At 66.0% G+C, this 15,587-nt stretch carries 16 protein-coding genes; 7 read left to right on the top strand and 9 right to left on the bottom strand.

From position 1 onward, the window contains the following. Window positions 1-534: 534 nt before the first annotated feature. The 9 genes from BM198_RS20655 to map form a co-directional block, all read right to left on the bottom strand. Entirely contained in the window at window positions 535-939 is a 405-nt protein-coding gene (locus BM198_RS20655) for a SufE family protein (protein WP_074971967.1), read from the bottom strand. After that, the gene (locus BM198_RS20650) at window positions 936-2,138 is read right to left on the bottom strand and encodes an aminotransferase class V-fold PLP-dependent enzyme (RefSeq protein WP_074971965.1); all 1,203 of its coding nucleotides are present in this window, start codon (window positions 2,136-2,138) and stop codon (window positions 936-938) included. Before BM198_RS20650 ends, BM198_RS20655 begins: the two co-directional genes overlap by 4 nt. A gap of 86 nt (window positions 2,139-2,224) precedes the next feature. Beyond that, window positions 2,225-3,259 carry a 2,3,4,5-tetrahydropyridine-2,6-dicarboxylate N-succinyltransferase gene (dapD, locus tag BM198_RS20645; RefSeq protein WP_074971963.1) on the bottom strand — a complete coding sequence of 345 codons (1,035 nt, stop codon included), beginning with the start codon at window positions 3,257-3,259 and terminating at the stop codon, window positions 2,225-2,227. Between the two features lie 85 nt (window positions 3,260-3,344). Beyond that, window positions 3,345-3,692: an ArsC family reductase gene (locus BM198_RS20640; RefSeq protein ID WP_074971961.1), complete on the bottom strand. Its 348-nt coding sequence runs from the start codon at window positions 3,690-3,692 to the stop codon at window positions 3,345-3,347. Window positions 3,693-3,790: 98 nt separating this feature from the next. Continuing rightward, window positions 3,791-4,012 (bottom strand): hypothetical protein, encoded by a 222-nt coding sequence (locus tag BM198_RS20635; RefSeq protein WP_074971958.1) that lies wholly within the window; start codon window positions 4,010-4,012, stop codon window positions 3,791-3,793. Between the two features lie 10 nt (window positions 4,013-4,022). Then, a complete protein-coding gene (locus BM198_RS20630; protein ID WP_044414394.1) occupies window positions 4,023-4,409 on the bottom strand; it encodes a hypothetical protein in 387 nt (128 codons plus the stop codon). A gap of 160 nt (window positions 4,410-4,569) precedes the next feature. Next, complete coding sequence (dapC, locus tag BM198_RS20625) at window positions 4,570-5,766, bottom strand: succinyldiaminopimelate transaminase (protein ID WP_074971955.1); 1,197 nt, start codon at window positions 5,764-5,766, stop codon at window positions 4,570-4,572. A 30-nt stretch (window positions 5,767-5,796) separates the two neighbouring features. Further along, window positions 5,797-8,499, bottom strand: a complete 2,703-nt coding sequence (locus BM198_RS20620) for a [protein-PII] uridylyltransferase (RefSeq protein WP_074971953.1) — start codon at window positions 8,497-8,499, stop codon at window positions 5,797-5,799. 29 nt (window positions 8,500-8,528) lie between these two features. Beyond that, a complete protein-coding gene (map, locus tag BM198_RS20615; RefSeq protein ID WP_074971949.1) occupies window positions 8,529-9,311 on the bottom strand; it encodes a type I methionyl aminopeptidase in 783 nt (260 codons plus the stop codon). A gap of 269 nt (window positions 9,312-9,580) precedes the next feature. On the opposite strand from map, the gene rpsB reads away from it, so the two are divergent. The 7 genes from rpsB to ispC all read left to right on the top strand — a co-directional run bounded on the left by rpsB (window position 9,581) and on the right by ispC (window position 15,571). Continuing rightward, the gene (gene rpsB, locus BM198_RS20610; RefSeq protein ID WP_044414387.1) at window positions 9,581-10,321 is read left to right on the top strand and encodes a 30S ribosomal protein S2; all 741 of its coding nucleotides are present in this window, start codon (window positions 9,581-9,583) and stop codon (window positions 10,319-10,321) included. Window positions 10,322-10,448: 127 nt separating this feature from the next. Continuing rightward, complete coding sequence (tsf, locus tag BM198_RS20605) at window positions 10,449-11,318, top strand: translation elongation factor Ts (protein ID WP_044414384.1); 870 nt, start codon at window positions 10,449-10,451, stop codon at window positions 11,316-11,318. A gap of 191 nt (window positions 11,319-11,509) precedes the next feature. Beyond that, entirely contained in the window at window positions 11,510-12,253 is a 744-nt protein-coding gene (gene pyrH / locus BM198_RS20600; protein ID WP_044414381.1) for a UMP kinase, read from the top strand. Further along, a complete protein-coding gene (frr, locus tag BM198_RS20595) occupies window positions 12,250-12,807 on the top strand; it encodes a ribosome recycling factor (RefSeq protein WP_044414379.1) in 558 nt (185 codons plus the stop codon). Before pyrH ends, frr begins: the two co-directional genes overlap by 4 nt. Window positions 12,808-12,819: 12 nt before the next feature. Then, window positions 12,820-13,569 (top strand): polyprenyl diphosphate synthase, encoded by a 750-nt coding sequence (gene uppS / locus BM198_RS20590; RefSeq protein ID WP_044414376.1) that lies wholly within the window; start codon window positions 12,820-12,822, stop codon window positions 13,567-13,569. Beyond that, window positions 13,569-14,384 carry a phosphatidate cytidylyltransferase gene (locus BM198_RS20585; RefSeq protein ID WP_074971947.1) on the top strand — a complete coding sequence of 272 codons (816 nt, stop codon included), beginning with the start codon at window positions 13,569-13,571 and terminating at the stop codon, window positions 14,382-14,384. The genes uppS and BM198_RS20585 overlap by 1 nt, the downstream gene beginning before the upstream one ends. Then, window positions 14,381-15,571, top strand: a complete 1,191-nt coding sequence (gene ispC, locus BM198_RS20580) for a 1-deoxy-D-xylulose-5-phosphate reductoisomerase (protein ID WP_074971987.1) — start codon at window positions 14,381-14,383, stop codon at window positions 15,569-15,571. The genes BM198_RS20585 and ispC overlap by 4 nt, the downstream gene beginning before the upstream one ends. The last annotated feature ends 16 nt before the right edge of the window (window positions 15,572-15,587 follow it).

Raw genomic sequence — 15,587 nt, 5'->3', positions numbered from 1 at the left:
CCCGCTTTGTCGTTGGCCAGCTTGGCCTTGGTGCGGTACTTGCCGTTGGGCTGCAGGGTGGCGAGGTCAAAGGTGTGTTTGGCGATGTCGATGCCGATGACGCTGGGCATGGATTCTCCTCTCGATCCGTTCAGACGCGATCATCACTGCACCCGGCCCAACCTTGTGAATGCGAGCTCGTGGCTCTGGATACCGTTCGGGCTGTTCGAGTGAGTGTGGAGGGGCGGAGCACTATCTACGGTGCAGGCTCGCGGCCTAAGGGTGGACACGGCTTCCTATCCCTCCCCCGATGATCAGTCGGGGACTATGCCCCTGGGGTGGGGCAGTAGTCGAGATACAAGGGTGGGCCGGGCTGCGTTCCGCTTCAGCCCACCATCGGAGTCCCCTGCAGCCCCATGGGCGACCCTGACGTAGCCCGGACTTCAGTCCGGGACGTGCCACGCCGCTCCTGGGCTGAAGCCCGGGCAACCGGGCCGGAGGCTTCGCGAGCAGAGCTCGCTCCTACAGGCGCGAGCGGATTCATTAACCCGCCCTTCACGGTGCGGCCTTGCGCATCCTGTCGAGCACGGCGTTGAGGCCGTTGGTGCGAGATGGTGAGAGCTGGCGGGAGAGGCCGAGCTGGGTGAACCAGTCGCTGAGGTCCAGCGTGGCCAGCTCCTCCGGCGCCAGGCCCTGGACCCGCGCCAGCAGCACGGCCAGCAGGCCACGGATCAGCCTCGCATCGCTGGCGGCGCGGAAGTGGCGGCGCCCTTCCTTTATCTCCTCCACCAGCCAGACCTGGCTTTCGCAGCCGTGCACGCGGTTGGCTTCGCTGCGCTCGGTGTCGCTCAGGGGCTCCAGGTGTTCACCCCATTGCATCAGCAGGCGCGCGCGCTGTTCCCAGCTGCCGGCGGCGCCGAAGGCTGCCAGGGCTTCGGTGGCTTGGGGGGGAAGGTTCATCGCAGCAGCTCCAGGGCCTTGTCCAGGGCCGAGAGGAAGCGCTCCACGTCCGCGCCGTCGTTGTAGAGGCCGAGGGATACGCGGATCGCGCCGCTGAGCCCGAGCCCCTGGTACAGCGGCATGGCGCAGTGGTGACCGGCGCGCACGGCGATGCCCTGTTCGGTGAGCAGGTGGGCGAGGTCGGCGTTGTGCACGCCATCGACGCTGAAGCAGGCCAGCGCCACCTGGGGCTCGCCCACCAGGCGCACGCCGTCGCGGGCGGCGAGGCCGGCCATCAGCTTGGCGTGGAGCACCGTCTCGTGGGCGCTGACCGCTGCGGCGTCGAGGCTGCCGAGGTAGTCCAGCGCTGCGCCGAGGCCGATCACCGAGGCAATCGCCGGGGTGCCAGCCTCGAAGCCCAGCGGGGCGTCGTGGAAGTCGGCATCGTGGTAGCCCGCACGGCGCACCATTTCGCCGCCGAACTGCCAGTGGGCCAGGCGGGCCAGGGCCTCGGTGCGGCCGTAGAGCACGCCGACGCCTTCCGGGCCGTAGAGCTTGTGCCCGGAGAACACGTAGAAGTCACAGCTCAGGGCCTGCACGTCATGGCGGCCGTGAACTATTCCCTGGGCGCCATCCACCACGGTCAGCGCGCCTTGCTGGCGGGCCATGGCCAGCAGCTCGCCGAGGGGCTGCCAGCGGCCGAGCACGTTGGACAGCTGGCTGACGGCCAGCAGGCGGGTGCGCGAGTCGATCAGCTGGCGGGCCTGGTCGAGGTCGATGTCACCCCGTGCATCCAGCGGCAGCACCACCAGCTCGAGCTGGCGTCGGCGTGCCAGTTGCTGCCAGGGCAGCAGGTTGGCGTGGTGTTCCAGGGCGCTGACGGCGATGCGCTCGCCCGGTCGGAACTGCTGCTCCAGCCCGTACGCCAGGAGGTTGAGCGCTTCGGTAGTACCCCGGGTGAAGACGATCTGCGCCGGATGCTCGGCATTCAGCCACTGCGCAACGCGGGTGCGGCTGCCTTCGAAGGCGCGGGTGGCGCGCTCACCCGGCAGGTGCTGGGCCCGGTGCACGTTGGCGGCACCGCTGGCGTAGTAGCCGAGCAGCGCATCCAGCACCGCCTGAGGCTTCTGCGAGGTGGCGGCGCTGTCCAGGTAGGTCTGGCCCTCGGCGTCGAGGGCCGAGAGGGCGGGGAAGTCGGAGCGCCAGGGAGATGGGAGCATGACGATGGGCCTGAAGCCGGACGGCGGGAAGTGAAAAGCCGGTGCCGGAGGCTGTGGAGCGTCCGACGCCGGCTTCCCTGTGCAGCTTAGTTATGGGCGTGGAGGGCTTCGTTCAGCTCAATGGCTGTCTTGTTGGTCTTGCACTCGACGGCACCGTTCTGCGAGTTGCGACGGAACAGCAGGTCGGGCTGGCCGGCCAGGTCGCGGGCCTTGACCACTTTCACCAGGGCGTTCTGGTCGTCCAGCAGGGCGACCTTGGTGCCGGCGGTGATGTACAGGCCGGCTTCGACGATGTTGCGGTCGCCCAGCGGGATGCCGATGCCGGCGTTGGCGCCGATCAGGCAGCCTTCACCCACGGAGATGACGATGTTGCCGCCACCGGAGAGGGTGCCCATGGTGGAGCAGCCGCCGCCCAGGTCGGAGCCTTTGCCGACGAAGACGCCTGCGGAGACGCGGCCTTCGATCATGCCCGGGCCTTCGGTGCCGCCGTTGAAGTTGACGAAGCCTTCGTGCATCACAGTGGTGCCTTCACCGATGTAGGCGCCCAGGCGCACGCGGGCGCTGTCGGCGATGCGCACGCCGGCGGGGACGACGTAGTCGGTCATTTTCGGGAACTTGTCCACGGAGAAGACTTCCAGCAGGTTGCCCTTCAGGCGCGCTTCCAGCTGGCGCTCGGCCAGTTCGGCCAGGTCCACGGCGCCTTCGCTGGTCCAGGCCACGTTGGGCAGCAGCGGGAAGATGCCGGTGAGGTTCAGGCCGTGGGGCTTGACCAGGCGGTGGGAGAGCAGGTGCAGCTTGAGGTAGGCCTCGGGGGTGGAGGTCAGCGCGGCATCTTCGGCCAGCAGGGTGGCGACCAGCGGCTTGTGGCTCTCGGCCAGGCGGGTCAGCAGGGCGGCCTGGGCGGCGTCGATTTCTTTCAGGGCGCTGGCCAGGTCAGCGGCCTGGGTGTTGCTGAGGGCGATGGCCTGGTTGCCGCCGGTGTAGCCGAGCAGCGGAGCCACGGCGGCGACCAGTGCTTCGGTGGGCTTGAGCAGCGGCTGTGCGTAGAAGACTTCCAGCCAGTTGCCCTGGCGGTTCTGGGTGCCAACACCGAAGGCGATGCTGAAGAGTGCGTGGGACATGGACATTCCTCGTTCTGAAAGGGTGGTTCGGACGCCCGCTGCCGGTCGCGTGCCTGGCTGTCGGACGTCCGTTCGGTGTTCGGGGTTACTTGAGCGCGGCGGCGTAGAAGTCCGGCTTGAAGCCGACCAGGGTGCGGTCACCGAGGTCGAGCACCGGGCGCTTGATCATTGAGGGCTGGGCCAGCATCAGGTCGATGGCCTTGGTCTGGTCGAGGTCGGCCTTCTGCGCGTCGTCGAGCTTTCGGAAGGTGGTGCCGGCGCGGTTCAGCACGGTTTCCCAGCCGTGCTCGTCGCACCATTTCTTCAGGCTGGCGCGGTCGATGGCGGCGGTCTTGTAGTCGTGGAAGGCGTAGCTCACGCCCTGCTCGTCGAGCCAGGTGCGGGCTTTCTTCATGGTGTCGCAGGCCTTGATGCCATAGAGGGTAATGGTCATTGAGCAGCTCGGTTCGCGGTGGGCCATGGGGCGCGCGGCGAGGGGCCGCGCGGCGTCGGTCGGCGATTATGCCACGCCCGGCGCCGCGTGGGAGCGTGCTACAGGAGCAGGGCAGCGGCGCCCAGCACAGCCAGACCCAGCCCCAGCAGGCGCAGCAGGGCGGGGCGCGAGGCGAGCTGCTCGGTCGGTGCCAGGCGCACCAGCGGGTAGCGCCCGTAGAACCGCGCCAGCGCGGCGCCGGCCTGGGCCGGGCGCAGCAGCAGGTAGAGCGCCAGGGCCAGTAACAGCGCGGCGATGATCAGTCTGAGTGCGAGGTCCATGCAGCCTCCTTCACAGCGCCCAGCGGGTGACGTTGTGGGACACGCTGATGTCGACGCCGCCGTAGTCGGTGGAAACGGTGGTGGGGATCAGCGGGCCGTTGGGGATCTTGATGCCGCCGCCGATCTTGACGCCGGCACCGGCCTCCACGGAGACGCCGCCCATGTAGCCGTAGCCCTCGAAGCTGTCGGAGGACTTGCTGTCGTCATCGGTGAAACGGAAGGTGCTGGAGGTGGCGCGGAAGGCGGGCAGGCCGACGCCGATGCCGGCCATGTAGATGGTGTAGAGCGAAGTGCGGTTGTTGCTGGTATCGCGCACCTTGGCGTTGAAGATGCCGCCGCCGATGATGATGTGGCCGACGGCGCCGCCGACGGTGATGGTGACTTCGAAGACTTTCATGCTGACTCCCGTTCCATGGTGGCTGCACCCGGCATCTGCCGGGGCTGCTTGCCCATCCGTCCCTGGATGAACGCTCGGATAGTCGGGGGCCGGGCGCCTGGAGGCAAGCCCGGATGTCCCGCTTTGTGACATTGGCCCGGTTGATGACCGGGCGGTCGGGTCAGAGGCGGCGGACGAAGCGGCGGATGCGTTCGGCGGCTTCGACGCACTCGGCCAGCGGGGCGACCAGGGCCATGCGCACGCGGCCGGCGCCCGGGTTGATGCCATTCACTTCGCGGGAGAGGTAGGAACCGGGCACCACGGTGACGTGCTCGCGGGCGAAGAGTTCGCGGGTGAAGGTCGTGTCGTCCACCGGGGTCTTGGCCCAGAGGTAGAAGCCGCCGTCCGGGCGCTGCACGTCGAGCACGCCACCGAGGATGTCGAGCACGGCGTCGTACTTCTCGCGGTACAGGTCGCGGTTGGCGCGCACGTGGGCCTCGTCGTTCCAGGCGGCGACGCTGGCCAGCTGGGTCTGCACGGGCATGGCGCAACCGTGGTAGGTGCGGTACAGCAGGAAGGCCTTGAGGATGGCGGCGTCACCGGCGACGAAACCGGAGCGCAGGCCCGGCAGGTTGGAGCGCTTGGACAGGCTGTGGAACACCACGCAGCGGGCGAAGTCGCTGCGGCCCAGCTCGGCGCAGGCGGTGAGCAGGCCGGCTGGCGGGTTGGCTTCGTCGAAGTACAGCTCGCTGTAGCACTCGTCGGCGGCGATGACGAAGTCATGCTCGTCAGCCAGGGCGATCAGCTTCTTCAGTTGCTCCACCGGTACCAGGGCGCCGGTGGGGTTGCCCGGGGAGCAGAGGAAGAGGATCTGGCAGCGTTTCCACACCTCGACCGGCACGGCGTCGAAGTCGGGGTTGAAGCCGTTTTCCGCCTCGCAGGGCAGGTAGTGGGGTTCGGCTCCGGCCAGCAGGGCTGCGCCTTCGTAGATCTGATAGAAGGGGTTCGGGCTGACCACCAGGCCGTTGTCGGCGCGGTTGACCACGGCTTGGGTGAAGGCGAACAGCGCTTCGCGGGTGCCGTTGACCGGCAGCACGTGGCGCGCGGCATCGAGCCAGCCGGCAGGCACCTTGAAGCGGCGCTCGCACCAGGCGGCGATGGCTTCGCGCAGGGCGGGGATGCCCAGGGTGGTGGGGTAGACGGCGAGCTGGTCGAGGTTGTCGGCCAGGGCCTTGGCGACGAAGTCCGGGGAGCGGTGCTTGGGTTCGCCGATGGAGAGGGCGATGGGCGTGCTGTCGGCCGGGGGCTGGGCGCCGGCGAGCAGGGCGCGGAGCTTTTCGAAGGGGTAGGGCTGCAACTGGTTCAGGGCGTCGTTCATGTGCGGTTCCTGGTGGTGCGGTCGGGCGCGTCAGATGCTGATGCGGCCGAGCTGGGCGTTCTGGCCACTGGCCTCGGAGAGCTGGGAGACGATGGCCGCCTGCAGGCGCTGGCAGAGCTCGGGGTCGGACAGCGGCTGGTTGTCGGCATCGGTGATGAAGAAGACGTCCTCCACCCGTTCGCCGAGGGTGGCGATCTTGGCGTTCTGCAGCGACAGGTCGAAGTCGAGGAAGATGCGCCCGATGCGCGCCAGCAGGCCGGGGCGGTCGGGGGCGATCACTTCCAGCACGGTCACCGGACGCTGGGCGTCGTTGGAGATGGTGACCTCCGGCGGGAAGGCGAAGTGCTTGAGCTGGCGCGGGACGCGGCGCTGGATGATGGCCGGGTACTCGTCGGGGTTCTTCAGCGCGTCGATCAGGCCCTCGCGGATCTCCTGGATGCGCGCCGGGTCGTTGCCGATGGAGCCGCCGGCGGTGTCCAGCACGATGTAGGTGTCGAGGGTGAACTGGCTGGTGGAGGTGATGATCCGCGCGTCGTGGATGTTCAGGTTGAGCTGGCTCATCGCGGCCACGGTCACGGCGAAGAAGTCGTGCTGGTCGGGGGCGTAGATGAAGATCTGGGTGGCGCCTTCGAATTCGCGCTGGGCGGTTTCCTTGATCAGCACCAGCGGGTCGTTGCCGTCCGGGTGCTGGAGGATGGCTTCGGTGTGCCAGGCCACGTCGCTGGCGGTATGGCGCAGGAAGTAGTCGTCGCCGAGCTGGGCCCAGAGCTGCTCGGCGTCGTCCTGGTCGATGCCGTTGCGCACGAGGATGTCGATGGCGGCGACCTGGGTCTGGCGGATCTGCTCTTCGCGGTCCAGGGGGTTCTCCAGGCCGCGGCGCAGGGCGCGCTTGGTCTCGGTGTAGAGCTGGCGCAGCAGGCTGGCGCGCCAGGAGTTCCACAGGCTCGGGTTGGTGGCGTTGATGTCGGCCACGGTGAGCACGTAGAGGTAGTCGAGATGGGTCTGGTCGCCCACCAGGCGGGCGAAGTCGAGGATCACCTGCGGGTCGGAGAGGTCCTTGCGCTGGGCGGTGGTGGACATCACCAGGTGGTTCTGCACCAGCCAGGCCACCAGGCGCGAGTCCCAGGCCGGCAGTTGGTGGCGGGCGCAGAAGGCCTCGGCGTCGATGGCACCCAGTTCTGAGTGGTCGCCACCGCGGCCCTTGCCGATGTCGTGGTAGAGCCCGGCGATGTAGATCAGTTCGGGCTTGGGCAGCTTGTCGATGACCTTGCTGGCGAGGGGGAACTTCTCCGCCAGCTCCGGCCACTTCAGTTTGCGCAGGTGCTTGATGAGGTTGAGGGTGTGGGCGTCGACCGTATAGATGTGGAAGAGGTCGTGCTGCATCTGCCCGATGATGTGGCCGAACTCGGGCAGGTAGCGCCCGAGGATGCCGTAGCGGTTCATGCGGCGCAGGTTGCGGTGGATGCCCTGGGGGGACTTGCACAGCTCGATGAACAGGCTGGTGTTGCGGATGTCGCTGCGGAAGTCGTCGTCGATCAGGTGGCGGCTGTCACGCAGCAGGCGGATGGTGTCGGCGCGCACGCCCTTGATCTCCGGGTGCTGGGCCATCAGCACGAAGATCTCCATGAGGGCGAAGGGGGTACGCTTGAAGACGTTGGGGTGGGCCACCTCGATGTAGCAGTCACGCAGCTGGAAGCGGCTGTTGAGCGGCTGGGCGACGGCGTTCTCGCCGCTGCGCAGGATGACCTCTTCGAAGTGCTGGTTGATCAGGTCGCTGAGTTCGGCGACGGCCATGACCACGCGGTAGTACTTCTGCATGAAGTGTTCGATGGCCTGCTTGGCGTCGCTGCCGTGGAAGCCGAGCAGCCCGGCGAGCTTGCGCTGGTGGTCGAACAGCAGGCGGTCTTCAGCGCGGCCGGCGAGCATGTGCAGGGCGTAGCGGACCTTCCACAGGAACTCCTGGCTGGAGGCGAGCATGCTGCATTCGCTCTCCACGAGGAATCCTTCCTTGACCAGGGCGTGCAGGTTGAGGCTGCCGAACTGGCGGCGGGCGACCCAGAGGATGGTCTGGATGTCGCGCAGGCCGCCGGGGGAGCCCTTCACGTTGGGCTCGAGGTTGTACTCGGTGTCGTTGTACTTGGCGTGGCGGGCCTTCTGCTCCTGGCGCTTGGCGAGGAAGAAGTCCTTGCTGGGCCACATCCGTTCCGGGCTGGTGACCTCCTGCATGCGCCGGCGCAGGGATTCCGGACCGGCGATGGTGCGGCTTTCCATCAGGTTGGTGACGACGGTGAGGTCGGCACGGGCCTCTTCGGCGCATTCGTCCACCGAGCGCACACTCTGGCCGACTTCCAGGCCGATGTCCCAGAGCAGGGTGAGGAAGCCTTCGATCGGTTCGCGGAAGGTCTCGTGGTCGGCGCTGTCCAGCAGGATCAGCAGGTCGATGTCGGAGTAGGGGTGCAGTTCGCCCCGGCCGTAGCCACCGACCGCCAGCAGGGCGATGTCGGCGTCTTCGCTCCAGTCGAAGCGGGCCCAGGCCTCACGCAGGATCTGGTCGACGAACCAGGCGCGGTCCTCGACCAGGCGGCGGATGTCCCGGCCGTTGGCGAAACGGGCGTCGAGTACATCCTTGGCCTGGCGGATGGCCTTCTTGAACGCGGCGATGGGGCTGGACTTCAGCGCCAGTTCGGCCTGGAACTGGCCGCGGTCGAAAAGCTCGGGATCAACCTGCGGCATCTACGGCCTTCCTTATATAGAGGGAACGATCAGGGGGCGGTGCGCGGCAGGGTGTCGTCGCTGCGCAGGGTGAGGATCTCGTAGCCGTCGGCGGTCACCAGGATGGTGTGCTCCCACTGGGCGGAGAGCTTGCGGTCCTTGGTGATGGCGGTCCAGCCGTCGCCCAGCACCTTGGTCTCGGGGCGGCCCTGGTTGATCATCGGCTCGATGGTGAAGGTCATGCCTTCCTTCAGCTCCATGCCGGTGCCGGCACGGCCGTAGTGCAGGACCTGGGGCTCTTCGTGGAACACGGCGCCGATGCCATGGCCGCAGAACTCGCGGACCACCGAGAAGCCGTTCTTCTCGGCGTGCTTCTGGATCACCTCGCCGATGTCGCCCAGGCGGCAGCCCGGCTTGACCAGTTCGATGGCCTTGTACATGCACTCCTGGGTCACCTGGGACAGGCGCTCGGCCCAGACCGGCACCTTGCCGACGTGGAACATGCGGCTGGTGTCGCCGTGGTAGCCGTCCTTGATGACGGTCACGTCGATGTTCAGGGTGTCACCATCCTTCAGCGGCTTCTCGTTGGGAATGCCGTGGCAGACGACGTGGTTGATGGAGGTGCAGATGGACTTGGGGAAGCCCTTGTAGTTCAGCGGGGCGGGAACCGCCTTCTGGACGTTGACGATGTAGTCGTGGCAGATGCGGTCGAGCTCTTCGGTGGTCACCCCGGGCTTGACGTGCTCGCCGATCATCTCCAGCACTTCGGCGGCCAGGCGGCCTGCCACGCGCATTTTCTCGATTTCGTCGGCGGTCTTGATGGTGACGGTCATGGCGGTTCTCAGGCGTATCCGTATGAAGGCGGCAATCTTATCAGCTTCGAGCGGCAAGCCAGAAGCCGCGAGGGCGCTGCGTGCCCTGTCCGGCTTGCCGGTTTCATGTAGCTTGCCGCCACTTTTTATGCTATAAAACGCGCCGCTTTACGGGCAGTGGTGCCCGCAAGGCTCAAACCCACACACGTATCGACACGGTCTCCTGGGTGCCCGCAAGGGTTGGATATCGGGATACGTGGAGGCCTAACCCGACTTATCGAGGAATTGAGATGTCCCAAGTCAACATGCGCGACATGCTGAAGGCCGGTGTGCACTTCGGCCACCAGACCCGTTACTGGAACCCGAAAATGGGCAAGTACATTTTCGGCGCGCGCAACAAGATCCACATCATCAACCTGGAAAAAACCCTGCCGATGTTCAACGAGGCCCTGTCCTTCGTTGAGAAGCTGGCTGCAGGCAAGAACAAGATCCTGTTCGTCGGCACCAAGCGTTCCGCTGGCAAGATCGTCCGCGAAGAAGCTGCTCGTTGCGGCTCCCCGTACGTCGATCACCGCTGGCTGGGCGGCATGCTGACCAACTACAAGACCATCCGTCAGTCCATCAAGCGCCTGCGCGACCTGGAAACCCAGGCCCAGGACGGCACCTTCGCCAAGCTGACCAAGAAAGAAGCCCTGATGCGCACCCGCGACCTCGAGAAGCTCGAGCGCAGCCTGGGTGGTATCAAGGACATGGGCGGTCTGCCGGATGCTCTGTTCGTGATCGACGTCGACCACGAGCGTATCGCCATCACCGAAGCCAACAAGCTGGGCATCCCGGTCATCGGCGTTGTCGATACCAACAGCAGCCCGGAAGGCGTTGACTACGTCATCCCCGGTAACGACGACGCCATCCGCGCCGTTCAGCTGTACCTGGCTGCCATGGCCGACGCCGTCATCCGCGGCCGTCAGAACGCCGCTGGCGGTCCGGACGAGTTCGTCGAGGAAGCCGCTTCCGAGGCAGCCGAAGGCTGATTTCGGAGCGCTCCAGCGTTACCCGGTGCGCAGGAAGGGGGCTAGGCCCCCTTTTTGCCACCTCACAGAATTGTTTGCCCGGGTTGCCGGGCTGAATGGTTGAAAACCTATTCAAGAGGATTGCGACATGGCAGAGATTACTGCAGCCCTGGTGAAAGAACTGCGTGAGCGTACCGGCCTGGGCATGATGGATTGCAAGAAGGCCCTGACCGCCGCTGACGGCGACATCGAGAAGGCCATCGACGACATGCGCGCCGCTGGCGCCATCAAGGCCGCCAAGAAGTCCGGCAACATCGCTGCCGAAGGCTCCATCGCGGTCAAGGTTGCCGACGACAACAAGGCTGCCGTCATCATCGAAGTCAACTCCCAGACCGACTTCCTGGCTCTGCAGGACGACTTCAAGGCCTTCGTTGCCGCCTCCGTCGAGCAGGCCTACAACGAGAAGCTGACCGACGCTGCTCCGCTGGTCGCCTCCCGCGAAGAAGCCCGCCTGGCCCTGGTTGCCAAGACCGGCGAGAACGTCAACATCCGTCGTCTGGCCCGTGTCGAGGGTGACGTAGTAGGTGCCTACCTGCACGGCCACCGCATCGGTGTTCTGGTGAACCTGAAGGGCGGCAACGTCGAGCTGGCCAAAGACATCGCCATGCACGTCGCTGCCAGCAACCCGCAGTTCCTGAACGCTTCCGAGGTTTCCGAAGAAGCCATCGCCAAGGAAAAGGAAATCTTCCTGGCCCTGAACGCCGACAAGATCGCCGGCAAGCCGGAGAACATCGTGGAGAACATGGTCAAGGGCCGTATCTCCAAGTTCCTGGCCGAAGCCAGCCTGGTCGAGCAGCCGTTCGTCAAGGATCCGGAAGTCAAGGTTGGTGAGCTGGCCAAGAAAGCCGGTGCCGAAATCGTTTCCTTTGTTCGCTTCGAAGTGGGCGAGGGCATCGAGAAGGTGGAAGTGGACTTCGCTGCCGAAGTAGCTGCCCAGGTCGCTGCCACCCAGCAATAAGACGGCCTCGGCTGTCGCCCCGCAAGAGGCTGCCCGCTCACGCGCGCGGCCTCTTCGTCAAACTGGGGAACCCATTTGGGGCAGGTTCCGTGGCGTGCGCCTGGCGTTCGCCATCGGCATGGCCAGCGCCATACCCCGCGTACCGGGCCTCTGGCCCATGAATTCGAAAAACGCCGCAGGAGAGACTCGTAATGGCTCAGCAGGTGAGTGGTCGTCAACCTCGCTATAAACGCATTCTGCTCAAACTCAGCGGCGAAGCGCTGATGGGGTCCGAGGAGTTCGGCATCGATCCGAAGGTCCTGGACCGCATGGCGCTGGAGATCGGTCAACTGGTCGGCATCGGTGTCCAGGTCGGCCTGGTGATCGGTGGCGGCAACCTGTTCCGTGGTGCGGCCCTGAGTGCGGCCGGCATGGACCGGGTGACCGGCGACCACATGGGCATGCTCGCCACCGTGATGAACGGCCTGGCCATGCGCGATGCCCTGGAACGCTCCAACATTCCCGCGCTGGTGATGTCGGCCATCTCCATGGTCGGCGTGACCGATCATTACGACCGCCGCAAGGCGATGCGCCACCTCAAGAGTGGCGAAGTGGTGATCTTCTCCGCCGGCACCGGCAACCCCTTCTTCACCACCGACTCGGCTGCCTGCCTGCGGGCCATCGAGATCGACGCCGACGTCGTGCTGAAGGCGACCAAGGTGGATGGCGTGTACACTGCCGATCCCTTCAAGGACCCCAATGCCGAGAAGTTCGAGCGCCTGACCTACGACGAGGTGCTGGATCGCAAGCTGGGGGTGATGGACCTGACCGCCATCTGCCTGTGCCGTGACCAGCAGATGCCGCTGCGGGTCTTCAACATGAACAAGCCCGGTGCCCTGCTGAACATCGTGGTGGGCGGCGCCGAAGGAACCCTGATCGAGGAGGGCGAACAATGATCAACGAGATCAAGAAGGACGCGCAGGAGCGCATGAAGAAAACCCTGGAGGCCCTGGATCACGCCTTCGCCAAGATCCGCACCGGCCGCGCTCACCCGAGCATCCTGGACAGCGTGATGGTCTCCTACTACGGCGCCGATACTCCCCTGCGCCAGGTCGCCAACGTGGTGGCCGAGGACTCCCGCACCCTCGCCCTGACCGTGTTCGACAAGAGCATGATCCAGGCGGTCGAGAAGGCCATCATGACCTCCGACCTGGGCCTGAACCCGGCCACCGCCGGTACCACCATCCGCGTTCCCATGCCGGCCCTGACCGAGGAAACCCGCAAGGGTTACACCAAGCAGGCCCGTGCCGAAGCCGAGAACTCCCGCGTGGCCGTGCGCAACATCCGTCGTGATGCGCTCGCCCAGCTGAAGGACCTGGTGAAGGAAAAGGAAATCAGCGAAGACGAAGAGCGTCGTGCTGCTGATGAGGTCCAGAAGCTCACCGACAAGTACGTTGGCGAGATCGACAAGGCCCTGGAGGCCAAAGAAGCCGACCTGATGGCGGTCTGACGGCGTTCTGAAATGGAAAAGAAAGGCGTTTCTCCAGCGGTCCCGCGGCATGTGGCGATCATCATGGATGGCAACAATCGCTGGGCCAAGAAGCGCCTGCTCCCCGGCGTCGCCGGCCACAAGGCCGGTGTCGACGCGGTCCGTGCGGTCATCGAGGTCTGCGCGGATGCAGGGGTGGATGTGCTCACCCTCTTCGCCTTCTCCAGTGAGAATTGGCAGCGCCCGGCCGACGAGGTCAGTGCGCTCATGGAGCTGTTCCTCGGTGCCTTGCGGCGCGAGGCGCGGCGACTCAACGACAACGGTATCCGCCTGCGTATCATTGGCGACCGTTCCCGCTTTCACCCCGAGCTGCAGGCCGCCATGCGCGAGGCCGAGCTGCTGACAGCGGGGCACAATCGTTTCACCCTGCAGATCGCCGCCAACTACGGTGGGCAATGGGACATCACCCAGGCTGCCCAACGGCTGGCGCGTGAAGTCCAGGCCGGCCACCTCCAGGTGGACGAGATCACGCCCGGGCTCTTGCAGAACTGCCTGGCCACGGGTGACCTGCCGCTTCCCGACCTGTGCATCCGCACCGGTGGCGAGCACCGCATCAGCAATTTCCTGCTCTGGCAGCTGGCATACGCCGAGCTTTATTTCTCCGACCTGTTCTGGCCCGACTTCAAGCACGACGCCATGCGCAAGGCCCTGGCGGACTTCGCCACGCGCCAGCGCCGCTTCGGCAAGACCAGTGAACAAATAGAGGCCGAGGCCCGTCCCTGATGCTCAAGCAACGAATCATCACCGCTCTCGTGCTGCTGCCGATCGCCCTTGGGGGCTTCTTCCTCCTGGATGGTGCGGCCTTTGCGCTGTTCATCGGTGCCGTGGTGACGCTTGGAGCCTGGGAGTGGGCGCGCCTGGCAGGGCACGAGTCCCAGGGCGTCCGTGTCGGCTATGCCGCTGTCGTCGCCGTGGCGCTGCTGGCCCTTTATCAATTGCCGGCGTTGGCGCCGCTGGTCCTGTTGCTGGGTGTGCTCTGGTGGGGGGCGGCCACCGTCCTGGTGCTGGGCTACCCCGAGAGCAGTCGCCATTGGCGGGCCCAGGCCAGCAAATGGGTGATCGGTCTGCTGATCCTGCTGCCGGCCTGGCAAGGGCTGGTGCTGTTCAAGCAGTGGCCGCTGGCGAACCTGCTCATCCTTGCGGTGATGGTGCTGGTCTGGGCAGCGGACATCGGTGCCTACTTCTCCGGCAAGGCCTTCGGCAAGCGCAAGCTGGCCCCGGCAGTAAGCCCTGGCAAGAGCTGGGAGGGGCTGATCGGTGGGCTCTTCACCTGCCTCCTCATCACGTTGTGTGTCGGCCTCTACCGCGGCTGGTCCGGCGGTGAGCTCGTGCTGGGGCTACTGGGTGCGGCAGTGGTGGTGCTGATCTCGGTGGTGGGTGACCTGACCGAGAGCATGTTCAAGCGCCAGTCCGGCATCAAGGACAGCAGCAACCTGCTGCCTGGCCATGGTGGCGTGTTGGATCGCATCGACAGCCTCACCGCTGCCATTCCGGTGTTCGCCACCCTGTTGTGGGTCGCGGGCTGGGGCGCATTGTGAATCGTCCTCTGCGCGTTTCAGTGCTGGGGGGCACGGGCTCCATCGGGCTCAGCACCTTGGATGTGATTGCCCGCCATCCCCAGCGTTATGAAGCCTTCGCCATCAGCGGCTTTTCCCGCCTGGCGGAGCTGCAAGCCCTGTGCATCCGGCACCGACCGCGTTTCGCGGTGGTACCCGATGCATCGGCCGCGCGCGTCCTGCAGGACGCGCTGATTAGGGCTGGTCTCGACACCCGTGTGCTGTCGGGAGAAGCGGGACTGTGTGAAATCGCCGCGCATCCGGAGGTGGATGCGGTGATGGCCGCCATTGTCGGTGCGGCAGGGTTGCGTCCGACCCTGGCGGCGGTCGAGGCAGGCAAGCGTGTACTGCTGGCCAACAAGGAGGCGCTGGTGATGTCCGGCGCCCTGTTCATCCAGGCAGTGCGTCGCCATGGTGCGGTGCTGCTGCCGATCGACAGCGAGCACAATGCGATCTTCCAGTGCCTGCCCGGTGACTATGGGCGTGGCCTTGCACAGGTCGGTGTGCGCCGCATCCTGCTCACGGCCTCGGGAGGCCCTTTCCGCGAGACGCCTCTGGAAGCGCTGGCTAATGTGACGCCGGAGCAGGCGTGCGCCCATCCCAACTGGTCCATGGGGCGGAAGATCTCCGTCGATTCGGCCAGCATGATGAACAAGGGGTTGGAGTTGATCGAGGCCTGCTGGCTGTTCGATGCGGCGCCATCCCAGGTCGAGGTGGTGATCCACCCGCAGAGCGTCATTCATTCCCTCGTCGACTACGTCGATGGTTCGGTGCTGGCGCAGCTCGGCAACCCGGACATGCGCACTCCGATCGCTCATGCGCTGGCATGGCCGGAGCGTGTGGATTCCGGTGTCGCGCCGCTCGATCTTTTCCGTGTCGGTCGGCTCGACTTCCAGGAGCCCGATGAGGGGCGCTTTCCCTGCCTGCGCCTGGCTCGTCAGGCGGCCGAGGCGGGTGGCAGTGCGCCGGCCATGCTCAATGCCGCCAACGAAATCGCCGTTGCGGCCTTCCTCGGGCGGCGGATTCGCTTCACCGAGATCGCGAGTATCATCGACGAGGTGCTGAACCGAGAGGCGGCGCTGGCGGTCGAATCGCTCGACGCCGTGGTCGAGGCGGACGCCCGCGCTCGTGCAGCGGCTCAGCAATGGCTGGTACGGAACGGGCGCTGAGCCCGAAGGTGGTTCG

Source organism: Metapseudomonas otitidis, assembly GCF_900111835.1.
GTDB classification, from domain to species: domain Bacteria; phylum Pseudomonadota; class Gammaproteobacteria; order Pseudomonadales; family Pseudomonadaceae; genus Metapseudomonas; species Metapseudomonas otitidis.
This window is presented reverse-complemented; position numbering and strand designations above follow the sequence as displayed.

Coding starts and splice junctions, on each gene's coding strand:
- BM198_RS20655 (WP_074971967.1), bottom strand. CDS start 939: ATGAACCTTCCCCCCCAAGCCACCGAAGCCCTGGCAGCCTTCGGCGCC.
- BM198_RS20650 (WP_074971965.1), bottom strand. CDS start 2,138: ATGCTCCCATCTCCCTGGCGCTCCGACTTCCCCGCCCTCTCGGCCCTC.
- dapD (WP_074971963.1), bottom strand. CDS start 3,259: ATGTCCCACGCACTCTTCAGCATCGCCTTCGGTGTTGGCACCCAGAAC.
- BM198_RS20640 (WP_074971961.1), bottom strand. CDS start 3,692: ATGACCATTACCCTCTATGGCATCAAGGCCTGCGACACCATGAAGAAA.
- BM198_RS20635 (WP_074971958.1), bottom strand. CDS start 4,012: ATGGACCTCGCACTCAGACTGATCATCGCCGCGCTGTTACTGGCCCTG.
- BM198_RS20630 (WP_044414394.1), bottom strand. CDS start 4,409: ATGAAAGTCTTCGAAGTCACCATCACCGTCGGCGGCGCCGTCGGCCAC.
- dapC (WP_074971955.1), bottom strand. CDS start 5,766: ATGAACGACGCCCTGAACCAGTTGCAGCCCTACCCCTTCGAAAAGCTC.
- BM198_RS20620 (WP_074971953.1), bottom strand. CDS start 8,499: ATGCCGCAGGTTGATCCCGAGCTTTTCGACCGCGGCCAGTTCCAGGCC.
- map (WP_074971949.1), bottom strand. CDS start 9,311: ATGACCGTCACCATCAAGACCGCCGACGAAATCGAGAAAATGCGCGTG.
- rpsB (WP_044414387.1), top strand. CDS start 9,581: ATGTCCCAAGTCAACATGCGCGACATGCTGAAGGCCGGTGTGCACTTC.
- tsf (WP_044414384.1), top strand. CDS start 10,449: ATGGCAGAGATTACTGCAGCCCTGGTGAAAGAACTGCGTGAGCGTACC.
- pyrH (WP_044414381.1), top strand. CDS start 11,510: ATGGCTCAGCAGGTGAGTGGTCGTCAACCTCGCTATAAACGCATTCTG.
- frr (WP_044414379.1), top strand. CDS start 12,250: ATGATCAACGAGATCAAGAAGGACGCGCAGGAGCGCATGAAGAAAACC.
- uppS (WP_044414376.1), top strand. CDS start 12,820: ATGGAAAAGAAAGGCGTTTCTCCAGCGGTCCCGCGGCATGTGGCGATC.
- BM198_RS20585 (WP_074971947.1), top strand. CDS start 13,569: ATGCTCAAGCAACGAATCATCACCGCTCTCGTGCTGCTGCCGATCGCC.